Origin of the sequence: Corallococcus praedator (assembly GCF_003612125.1) — a bacterium.
GTDB classification, from domain to species: Bacteria; Myxococcota; Myxococcia; order Myxococcales; family Myxococcaceae; genus Corallococcus; species Corallococcus praedator.
The window spans coordinates 1-11,132 of record NZ_RAWI01000321.1; the positions used below are offsets into that span (position 1 = coordinate 1).

Below are 11,132 nucleotides of genomic sequence, written 5' to 3' on the forward strand. Positions count from 1 at the left end.
AGCTGAATCACCCAAGGCGGGCTCCACCCCGCCCCCGGGGATGAGCGTATTCGCATGTCCGGGACTGACCAAAATACCAATTCAGTCATTCGGTGCCGGATTCCCATGCAGCCCCCGGCCCCACAACGAGGAACGAAGCCATGAAGGTGTTCTTGAAGGCAGCAGCGGTCGCGGTGGCGGTGGTGGCGACGGGGTGCGGCGGCGGTGACAAGGCCATCGTCCCAAAGGCCTCCGCCGCGCAGGTCGTCCAGAAGCCGGTGGGCGTGCGGGCCGTCACGCCGGCCACGCAACTGGAGGCGAGCGTCCTGCAGGCCACCGGCAGCGTGCGCTCCAAGCAGGTGGCGACGCTGAGCGCGCAGGCGTCCGGCACCCTCACGCGCGTCAACGTGAACGTGGGCGACACGGTGAAGCGCGGCCAGGCGCTGGCGCAGCTGGACACCAGCAACGCGCGCATCGCCGCCAACCAGGCGAAGGCCTCCAAGGCGTCGGCCGACGCGGCGCTGGATGGCGCGACGTCGGAAGTGGAGCGGGCCCGGGTCCTCGCGCAGTCGGGCAGCCTCCCGCGCGCCTCGCTCGACAAGGCGGAGGTGGGCTACCGCCAGGCCCAGGCCCAGGCCCAGCAGGCGGCCGCGATCCTCGACAGCGCGCAGGAGGTGCTGCGCGACGCCACCCTCACGGCCCCCTTCGAGGGGGTCATCACCGTGCGCAAACTCAACGAGGGCGACTACGTGTCCGCGGGCACGGCCGTCTTCGTGCTCGTCAACACGCAGGCCCTGGAGGTGCGCGCGCCGGTGCCCGAGTCCTTCGTGGACCGCGTGAAGGTGGGCACCGTCATCAAGGGCACGCTCAACCCCTCCGGCGCGCCCTTCGAGGCACGGGTGCGGAGCCTGGGCGCCACCATCGACGAGCAGACGCGCACCGTGGAGGTGCTCGCGGACGTGCTGCCGGCGAAGGAGGACGGAGCGCGGCTGCGCGCGGGCGCCCTCGTGGAGCTGGACTTCTCCAACGCGGCGGCCACCGACGGCGCGCCGGAACATGCGGGCCTCTTCCTGCCCACGCAGGCCGTCAACGCGCGCGGCCAGCAGGGCTTCGTCTGGGTGGTGCAGGACGGCAAGGCGCAGCGCCGTGACGTCAAGGTGGAGCGCGTGCTGCCCGGCTTCGTGCGCGTGGTGCACGGCCTGGGTCCCGCGGAGCGCGTCGTGGCGGACGCCAGCTTGCCGCTCCAGGACGGCACCTCGCTCCAGGTCGTCCAGTAGCCCGGCCCCCTTCCTTCCCTCCCCTTTCCCGACGCACGCCAGCCATGCTCCAGACCTTCATCAAACACTCCGTCTTCACCGTCATGCTGATGGCGGCGGTCGTCGTCTTCGGCCTCTTCGCCTACCCGCGCATCGGCGTGGACCAGTACCCCAACGTCGACATCCCGGTCGTCACCGTCACCACGCTGCTGCCGGGCGCGGACCCCGAGTCCATCGAGAAGAACGTCACCGACCCGCTGGAGGAGGCGCTCAACACCGTCAGCGGCGTGGATGAGCTCAACTCCATCAACCTGGAGAACGTCAGTCAGGTGACCATCAGCTTCAAGCTGGGCACCGACGTGAACGTGGCGGCCCAGGACGTGCGCGACCGCGTGCAGGCGACGCTGCGCTCACTGCCGGATGACATCGAGACACCCGTCGTGGAGAAGTTCGACATCGGCGCGGCGCCCATCCTCACGCTGTCCCTGTCGGGCGCCCTGCCCGTGGACGAGCTGACGCGCGTGGCCGAGGACGTGGTGAAGCCGTCCCTCCAGAGCCAGCCGGGCGTGGGCAGCATCAGCGTGGTGGGCGGTCGCAAGCGGGAGATCCAGCTGGTGGTGGATCCGCAGCGGCTGCGCGGCTACGGCCTGGCCATTGGCGACGTGAGCCAGGCGCTCCAGTCGCAGAGCGTGGACCTGCCCGGCGGGCGCGCTACACAGGGAGGCCGTGAGCGCATCGTGCGCCTGACGGCCGAGGCGCGCAGCGTGGGGGAGATTGGCGACATCATCGTCGCCAGCCCCAACGGCACGACGGTGCGCGTGCGGGACGTGGCGGCGGTGGTGGACGGCGCGCAGGAGGCTCGCGGCGTGGCCCGCTCGGACACGGGCGCCGCCATCGCGCTCGTCGTGCGCAAGCAGTCGGGCGCCAACACGGTGCAGGTCGCCGAGAACGTGAAGGAGTCCCTCGCGGAGCTCAACGCGGAGCTGCCCGAGGGCGTGACGGTCAGCACCATCAGCGACAACTCCACGACCATCCGCGCCTCCATCCACGCCGTGCAGGAGGACATGCTCATCGGCGGCGTGCTCTCCGTCGTCATCGTGCTCCTGTTCCTGCGCGACCTGCGCTCCACGTTCGTCGCCGCCATCGCGCTGCCGGTGAGCGTCATCGGCACCTTCGCGGTGATGGCGCTCCTGGGCTTCACCTTCAACATCATCACCATGCTGGCGCTGACGCTCTCCATCGGCCTGCTCATCGACGACGCCATCGTGGTCATCGAGAACATCGTCCGCCACCTGGAGGAGGGGAAGACGCCCATGCAGGCGGCGCTGGAGGGCACGCGGCAGATTGTCATCGCGGTGCTCGCGGTGACGCTCGCCATCGTGGCCGTGTTCATCCCCGTGGCCTTCATGGAGGGGACGATTGGCCAGTTCTTCTACCAGTTCGGCGTCACGGTGGCCGTGGCGGTGCTCATCTCCTACGCGGTGTCGATGACGCTCACGCCCATGCTCTCCAGCCGCCTGCTGAAGGCCCACGGCCATGGCGGCCCGAAGAACCGCGTGAGCGCCGCCATCGAGCGCATGCTCGTGGGCATGGAGAACGGCTACCGCCGCATCCTCGGGGGCGTGCTCAACCGGCGGGGCCTGGCCGTGGCGGTGGCCGTGGGCGTGCTGGTGCTGACGCTGGGCATGGCCCGCTTCCTCAAGTTCACCTTCATCCCCCCTTCCGACAACGGCGCGGTGCGCGTGACGCTGGAGCTGCCGGTGGGCTCCACCCTGGATGACACCGAGCGGGAGCTGGCCAGCGTGGCCACGCAGGTGCGCACCCTGGAGGGCGTGAAGGAGACCTTCATCACGGCGGGCGGCGGCACGCTGGAGGAGGTGCACAAGGGCGAGGTGCTGGTGAACCTGGTGCCGCGCAAGGAGCGCCCCTTCGACCAGGAGGCCTTCAAGGTGCGCCTGCGGAGCGCGTTGCCCCAGAGTCCCGGCGTGATGCTCTCCGTGCAGGACGCCTCCGGTGTCGGTGGTGGCGGCCGTACCCAGCAGGTGCAGTACGTGCTGCGCGGCACGGACTGGTCCCAGGTCGTCGCCGCCAACGAGAAGATGCTCGCCGTGATGAAGTCCAACCCGGGCTTCACCGACATCGACACGACGTTCCGCAGCGGCAAGCCGCAGTACGACGTGCGCATCGACCGCGAGCGCGCCGCGAAGCTGGGCGTGCCTGCCGCGCAGGTGGGCATGGCCCTGCGCTCCTACCTGGGCCGCGACGAGTTCATGACCTACCGCGAGGGCGGCGAGACCTACGACGTGAAGCTGCGCCTGCCCGACGCCACGCTCGCCTCCGAGACGGCGCTGGGGCAGCTCACCGTGCGCACCACGGGCGGCCAGTTGGTGGAGCTGCGCAACGTGGCGAACATCACCCCCTCCGAGGGTCCTGTGCAGATCGACCGCCAGAACCAGAAGCGGCAGATCACCCTGCTCGCCAATCTGGCGCCCGGCTACACGTTGGGCGAAGGCATGAGCTTCCTCACGGCGCAGGCCCAGCAGGACCTGCCCAAGGGCGTGGTGGGCAGCTTCGCCGGCAACGCGAAGGAGATGGGCAAGACGGCCGTCGCCTTCGGCACCGCGCTGGGGCTGGGCATCCTGCTGCTCTACATGATCCTCGCGGCGCAGTTCGGCAGCTACATCCACCCCTTCACCATCATGCTCTCGCTGCCCTTCGCGCTCATCGGTGCCATCGGTGCGCTGCTGCTGTCGGGCAACGCCCTGTCGATGATTGCCCTCATCGGCGTCATCATGCTGATGGGCCTGGTGGTGAAGAACGGCATCCTGCTCGTCGATTTCACCCAGCAACTGCGGGATGCCGGCAGGAGTGCACGGGACGCGCTGCTGGAGGCCGCGCCGGTGCGCCTGCGCCCCATCCTCATGACGACCATCGCCATGGTGGCCGGCATGATTCCGGTGGCGCTCGCCAAGGGGGATGGCGCGGAGACGCGCGTGCCCATGGCGCTCGTCATCATCGGTGGCCTCATCACCTCCACCGTGCTGACGCTGGTGGTGGTGCCCGTCGTCTACTCGCTGCTGGACGGGCTCTCCGCGCGCTTCAGCCGCCGCAAGGGCGACGCGCATGAGGAGGTGGACGTCCCGGTGGCCTCTGGCGTGGTGAACCCCCGCCTCGTGGAAGAGGGGCCTTGATGACGACGAAGCAGGCGCCCTCGCCGCGCTGACGGCAACCCGCTCCCGACCCATCACGGAGGTCATCGCCACGGTCCCTTCGGGGCCCGTCATGCCCTCCGTGTGTCCTCTTCCTCCCCACCGTTTCCACTCCGGTCGCCACCATGTTCATCCGTGCTCTTCTCTCCAGCGTCCTGCTGTCGCAGGCCCCCAGCGTCACCGGCACTCCCGCCGCCACCGACACGCCCGTGAGGAACGCGGCTCCCGGTGTCTCCGACCTGCCGGTGCCGTCCTCCAGCACCGGGACTTCGGTGGCTGCGTTCCCGTTGCTCACCCTGGAGGAGGCCATCGCCCTCGCGGAGAAGCAGAGCCCCAGCCTGGACGCCGCGCGCGCCCGGCTCCAGCAGTCCCGGGAGCTGGGCAACAAGGCCTGGTCGGGCTACCTCCCCACCGTCACCGCGAGCGGCGCATACACCCGGAATCCGAGCGAGCTGACGTTCGCGCTCCCCGGTGCCCCCGACCCCATCACCCTGCAGAAACGGGATCAGCTCTCCGGCCAGCTCTCCGCGCGGCAGGCGCTGATCGTGCCCACGCTGTGGCCCGCCATCCAGACGGCCTACCTGGGGGAGAAGACCGCGGCGCTGACCGCGGAGAACACGCGCCGGGAGATCCTGTTCGCGGTGGCGCAGGCCTACCTCGGCGCCGCGAGCCTGCGGGAGGCCATGGCGGTGCAGGAGCAATTGCTGGAGGTCCGCCAGGGTTTCGAGCGCGACGCCCAGGCGCGCTTCGAGGCCGGCGACGCGGAGAAGCTGGCCGTCCTGCGGGCGACGCTGGACCGCAAGCAGGCGGAGCAGGAGGTGGTGCGCAGCCGCAATGCCTACGCCACCGCGAGGAGCGCCCTGGCCGCACTGCTCGCGCGGCCGGTGGACTTCGACGTGGCGGCGCCCCAGGGCAACGCGGTCGCGGTCCCTCCCGAGGCGGATGACGCGGCGGTCGCGGAGAAGACCGCGCTCGACCAGCGCCCGGACGCAGCGGCCGCGCGGCTCAACGTGGACGTCGCACGCGGCGGCCGTCGGCAGGTCCTCTTCGAGTACCTGCCCAACCTGTACGCCAACGGCAACGCCTCCACGACGAACACCGCCGGGCTCACCGGACAGGCCTCCACCTGGACGGTGGGGCTGGCCCTGTCGTGGAACCTGTTCGACGGCGGGCTGCGCGAGGCCAAACTGCGCGAGTCCTCCGGGAAGATCGCCGAGGCGAACGCCAATCTGCGCGGCCTCGAGGAGCAGATTCGCGATGAGGTGCGCAAGGCGCGCAGCGAGCTGGAGAGCGCGGAGGTCAACCTCGGGACGGCCGAGGAGCGGGTGAAGCTCTCATGGGAGAGCGCGAGGCTGGCGAAGCAGAACTTCGACGCCGGGGTCACGACGTATCTCCAGGTGACGGACGTCAACGCGACGCTCGCGAGCGCCCAGCTTTCGGCCGTGGCCGAGTCGCTCAACGTGCGACTCTCGCGACTGGCGCTGATGCGGGCGATGGGCCTCTTCGACCCCACGGGCCATTCACTCGCGCCTCGGTAGTCGTCACGCGGGCCCCATGTTCCCGTCACCATGATGGGCTTCGGATTCTGAGGCCCCTTGGGGCGACCGCCGCCCGGACGACAAGCCCGGGCCCGGTGTCCGGCGGATGGAGCAAGGCGGTTCAGGGACACTGCCTTCCGCTCAGCGTCCCGTCCGACGGCGGGCCCGTGCCCGCGCGGCCTCCAGTGCGGAGTCCACGCCGGCAGGAGGCTTCGGAGGCTCGGGTGCTGGCGGCGGAGGTGATTCCTCCGGGGCTTGAGGCTTCTTCCCGGACGCCGTCGTCGCGGAAGGCTCCGTGCGCGGGGCCGCCACGGGGCCGCGCGCGCTGGACTCCTTCGCGGGCCGCGCTCGGGCCGTTCGCACCCGGGGCGCGGAGAGGAAGCGGCGCACGGCCACTTCCGACAACAGCACCGCCAGCGCGAACGCCACCAGCCACGGCGCCAACGGTACGCGTCCTTCGGACTCCGGCGCTTCCGCGAACAGGCCCGTCATCGACAGACGCTCCTGTCCACCTCCCACCACCGCCAGCGCGCGCAGGAGCTTCAGGCCCTCCTTCGCGCTGCCCGGTTCGAACTCCGGCGCGTACGGCAGCGCCACGGGCGGCGCCCTCAACACGCGGCCTCCCCACTTCACCACCGGGTGCCAGGTGCCACTGCCGGACAGGGGGTACTCGGCCACCAGCCGGTCCTCGTCCTCCCAGTGCAGCGGCTTCTCCACCCCAGCGCGCCCGTCGCCCGACAGCAGCACCGCCGTGGGCAGGGCTCCCGGCATCGGCTCGCCCGGCGGCAGGTCCAACGTCACGCGCAGCAGGTTGCCCTGGCGCTCCGAGCGCACCACCGCCTCTTCCTTCGGCGTGGCGCTCCCCATCGACCAGCGCACCACCGCCTCCAGCGTCGCCCGCAGCGCGCCCCACTCGCGCAGCTCGCCCGTGTACTTCCCGTCCACCTCCGCGGTGAGGGCCACCACGCGCCCCGCGCCATGCGTCCACAGCGCCAGCACCGGCGCGGCGTTGGTGTCCAGCGTGCGCAGCGCCACGTTCGCCCGGGGCTTCAGGTACGTGAGGTTGTAGCCGCCCACCTGCGGCAGGCCCTGCGTGGGCAGCGGCCCCAGCAGCGGCAGGTCCGGCGCGGCCTCCAGCGATGCGGGCTCGTCCACGAAGGTGGCCCTCGCCACCGCGAGCGTCTCCTGGCTGAAGATGCGCGGCAGGCTCATCGCGTCCTCGGCGAAGTAGATGCGGCCGTTGCCCCTCCGGGCCACCTCGCGCAGCAGCTCCGCGTCCGGATCCGCCGGGGTGCCCAGACCGATGACGGACACCGTCACGTTCGCCTCTCGCAGCGCGGCCAGGGTCGCCTGGTAGTCGCCCGGCTCCTCGGAGTCCGCCGCGTCGGAGAACAGCACCACGTGCCGCGTGGGCTTGTCGCTGCGGAGGATCTCCTTGCGCGCCGCGCGCAGCGCTACGCCCACGTAGATGCCACCCCCGCCGCTGAAGCCGCTCGCCACCTGCTTCAGGGGCAGGCCTTCGCTCACGGGGCTCAGCGGGAAGATTTCGTGGGGCTCCGTATCCACCATGTGGATGGAGGCTTCATCGTTCCCGTTGAGGAGCGTGAGCGCCGCCGTGACACCCTCCGCGGCCAGCTCCATCTTCGTGCGGCCGTCCGGCACCTGCACGCCCATGGAGCAGCTCGAATCCATCAGCACGCTCATCGCCACCGACGCGCGCCGCTGTTCCTCGCGCATCTCCAGCGACACGGGCAGCAGCGCCTCCACGGGCGACCTCCGGTAGCCGCCCTCCCCGAAGCTCGTGCGTCCGCCCGTCATCACCAGCCCGCCTCCGGCCTGATCCACGTAGTCCGCCAGCACGTTCAGCCCTGTCTCGCCGAGCGCGTTCGCGTCCACGTTCTCCAGCACCACCACGCCGACGCCATCGAGCGCATCCAGCGACACGTGGAACGGCGCGCGGACATCCACCTGCATGCCCGTCGCCGTCAGCGCCTTCGCCAGCGTGCCCGTGGGCTGTTGGGTGAGCAGCAGCACGCGCGGCGGGCCTTCCACGCGCAGCACGCCCACGCCCACGTCGTTCTCCGGAACGCCGTCCCCCGCGGTCTCCACCGTGAGCCGGTAGTGCACGAGTCCCGGTGCCTCCAGCAGGTCGCGCAGGGGCAGCAGGTTCGGCCCGGGCTTGAAGTCGAAGGGGCCCTTCACCAGCACGCGTCCGTCGCGCTCCAACCGCACGGTGCCGGTGATGGCGGAGGTGGCCTGCACCACGGCGGAGAACTGGAAGGGCTCGCGCACGGAGACGGTGGCGGGCACGTCCAGCGACACGACGGCCACGTCCAGCGCGGGCTCCGGGCGGGCCACCTGCCGGTAGTCCACCGCGATGCCTCGCGCCGCCAGACGCCGGGTCGCGCCCCGGGCATCCGCGCCCGTGGCGCGACCATCGGAGACGACCAGCACCCGGCCCGTGCGCTCGGGGGGAATCAGCGCGCCCGCCGCATCCAGGGCCGCGGACAGGTCCGACGCTTCCGCATCCACCGGCCGCGTGAAACCGCCGAAGTGGCCCACGTCCGACAGCGGGGACTCCACCCGGGCCTCGCGGCCGAAGGTGACGACACCGACACGGTCGCCGGGCCGGCGCTGCGACTCCACCAGGGACACCAGCTCCTGCGCCACCCGGTCCACGTCCAGCGGCATGGAGCGCGAACGGTCCACCACCACGGCCACGTCGCTGCCCGCGTTGGCCAGTCGCAACTCGGGCCCAGCGAGAGCCCCCACGCCGAGCACCAGCAGCACCCACCGCAACACCATGGGCGGACCGGGCCTCCGGCCGTAGCGCCACAGGAAGAGCCCCAGCGGCAACAGCAGCAACCACGCCTGCGGAAGGGTGAAGCTCATGCGGTCCTCCGCATCCGCGGCCATTCCAGTGGAAGGGTGCCGGTCATACCTTCCTCGTGACGTAGAAGTCGGCCAGCAGCGCGGCCAGCAGAATCACCAACGGCCAGCGGGCGCGCTCCTGCGCACCGCCTCCCGCCGCATCCTCACCCGCTTCTTTCGCAGGCACATCGACACTGCCCCGGCCGCGCAGGTCCGACTCGCGCGCATCCAGCGCCAGCACCTCCAGCGAGTCCACTTCGGTGCCGTCCCGCTCCAGCGCGTAGCGACCGGGACTCGTGGGCGCGGACAGGCTCAAGGCGCCCGCGCCAAACACCGGCTTGCGTCCGGACGGACCGACCAACGCGTAGCGCGCACCGGCTTCCGTCACCACGGGCAGCGCTTCGCCCAGGTTGAGCTGGTGCCGGGGAAAGCCCTCGCGCAGCCGCCGTGCCTCTCGCACCACGTTGCCCAGCAGCACTGGCCACGCCGTGGTCCGCTGGAGGTTGGAGCGCGCCAGGTCCACGTTGAGGTGCAGCCGTCCGCCCTCCTCTTCCGACACCAGCACCGCCTCACCCGCCGTCACCAGCGGACGGCCGGGTGGATTCGTGCCCGCCGTCCACCGCACCCCGGCGAGCTGCACGTCGTCCATCAACGTGCTGCCCTTCTCCGTGAAGAACGGTCCCACGAAGGTGCGCAGTGTTCCTTCCGCGCCCAGCGTCACCCGCGCCTCCGTGCTCGAAGGTCCCACCGACAACACCGGCGCGCCGGGAACAGGCGTGCCATGCGCCACCTCTGGAGACACCGCCAGGAAGCGCTCCAGGGCCTGCCTTGATGCGGGTGAGAGTCCTTCGGTGAGGCCCACCGATACCGGCATCATGGGGGCAGGCGGCAGGCGCACGTGTCCGTCCTCGGGCAGCGCGTCGTCCGGCAGGGACACCTCCACGTCACCGGCTTCGCGGAAGGTGAGGCGCACCGTCGCGGCGCCCTCTTCCGGAAGGGCAATCCGTTCAATGCGTTCGGTGCCTTCACGCGCACCCGGCCCTGGCGCCGCGCGCACCCGCGCCTCCACTTCCGAGGGCCCCGCTCCAAAGCGAGCCACCCGCAGCGTCACCGTGGCCCGGCCGTCCTCGTCGCGCCGCTGCGCGGACACCAACGCCACGTTGCCCTGGGAGCGCCCCAGCGCCGTCCAGCGCACCGAGGGAGGAATGACGGTGTCTTGCGACGGCGGTGCATCGGTGAAGAAGTGCACGTGCTTGCCGGGCCCGGACAGTTCCTGTGCCCACAGGAGCGTGGGCACGACGTCGTGGTCGGGCCCTCGCGAGGCGAAGGACTCCAGCGCGCCCAGGGCTCGCGACGCTTCGACTTCCGGACCGGCCACCACGTGGGGCGACACACCGCTCGCCAGCACCGTCACGTGCGTGGCGCCTTCCGCCTCCACGCGCTTCGCGGCTTCCGTGCGCACGTGCTCCAGCACGGTCTTTCCATCCGATGCTCGCGCGGACATGGACAGGCTGCCGTCCACCACCAGCACCAGGTGGCGGCGACGGGCCGTCTCCCCCCAACGCACGTCCGCCAGGAACAGCGCGGCGGCCAGGACCGCGAGGACCTCCAGCAGCAGTGACGCCTCGCGCGTGAAGCGCTCCCACCGGGGTCCGCCCTCCGCGCGCGGACGTGGCGTACGCCACAGGAACAGCGCGCTCACCACGACCGGCTTCTGCCGACGGCGCAGGAAGTACGCCGCCACCAGCGGAACCAACGCGCCCAGCGCCAGCAGGCCCCACGGAAGTCCGAAGCTCACGCCCCGCCTCCCGCAACGAACAACGCGCGCAGCGGCCCTGCCACCTGGGCGCGCAGCCCGTCCGCCGTGCTCACCGTGAGCAGCGTCCCCCGCGCCCGCGCCGCGGCGCTCCGCAACGCTCGCTGGTGTTCGGCGAAGCGGCGGGCATACGCGGCCAGCACCCCGTCGGTGAGCAGTTCCTCCAACGCCACGCCACTCTCCGCGTCCACCAACCGCGCGCCCTCGCCCCCCGTGGGCTCCAGGTCCTCCGCGTCCAGCACCTGCACCAGGAACAGCGCAGACGCGCCCCGCGACAACCGGGCGCACAACGCCTCCAGGTCCGTCTCGAAGAGGAAGTCGCTCACCACCACCCGCAGTCCACAGGGCCGCAGCGGCGGCAACCGCCCCAGCGCCGCCGCCAGATCATCCCGGGCCTCGAACTCCGCACCCCGCAGCGCCGAGCGACACGCCGGCCCCTGCACCCGCTCCGACCGCGCCCCAC

5 protein-coding genes and 1 pseudogene are annotated in these 11,132 nt (G+C 71.4%); 3 read left to right on the forward strand and 3 right to left on the reverse strand.

Features of this window, described 5'->3' with window-relative positions:
• Positions 1-140 precede the first annotated feature (140 nt).
• The 3 genes from D7Y13_RS30750 (at position 141) to D7Y13_RS30760 (ending at position 5,982) form a co-directional block, all read left to right on the forward strand.
• Positions 141-1,256 (forward strand): efflux RND transporter periplasmic adaptor subunit, encoded by a 1,116-nt coding sequence (locus tag D7Y13_RS30750; protein WP_120583965.1) that lies wholly within the window; start codon positions 141-143, stop codon positions 1,254-1,256.
• A 44-nt stretch (positions 1,257-1,300) separates the two neighbouring features.
• Positions 1,301-4,426: an efflux RND transporter permease subunit gene (locus D7Y13_RS30755; protein WP_233595593.1), complete on the forward strand. Its 3,126-nt coding sequence runs from the start codon at positions 1,301-1,303 to the stop codon at positions 4,424-4,426.
• A gap of 143 nt (positions 4,427-4,569) precedes the next feature.
• Positions 4,570-5,982: a TolC family protein gene (locus D7Y13_RS30760; RefSeq protein ID WP_120583964.1), complete on the forward strand. Its 1,413-nt coding sequence runs from the start codon at positions 4,570-4,572 to the stop codon at positions 5,980-5,982.
• A 141-nt stretch (positions 5,983-6,123) separates the two neighbouring features.
• Here D7Y13_RS30760 and D7Y13_RS30765 read toward each other — a convergent pair whose 3' ends face one another.
• The 3 genes and pseudogenes from D7Y13_RS30765 to D7Y13_RS30775 form a co-directional block, all read right to left on the reverse strand.
• On the reverse strand, positions 6,124-8,874 hold the full coding sequence (locus tag D7Y13_RS30765) for a VWA domain-containing protein (RefSeq protein ID WP_120583975.1): 2,751 nt from the start codon (positions 8,872-8,874) through the stop codon (positions 6,124-6,126).
• Positions 8,875-8,917: 43 nt separating this feature from the next.
• A complete protein-coding gene (locus tag D7Y13_RS30770; RefSeq protein WP_120583963.1) occupies positions 8,918-10,651 on the reverse strand; it encodes a vWA domain-containing protein in 1,734 nt (577 codons plus the stop codon).
• Positions 10,648-11,132: pseudogene (locus D7Y13_RS30775) on the reverse strand (DUF58 domain-containing protein); the annotation flags it as partial. The pseudogene D7Y13_RS30775 and the gene D7Y13_RS30770, both read right to left, overlap by 4 nt.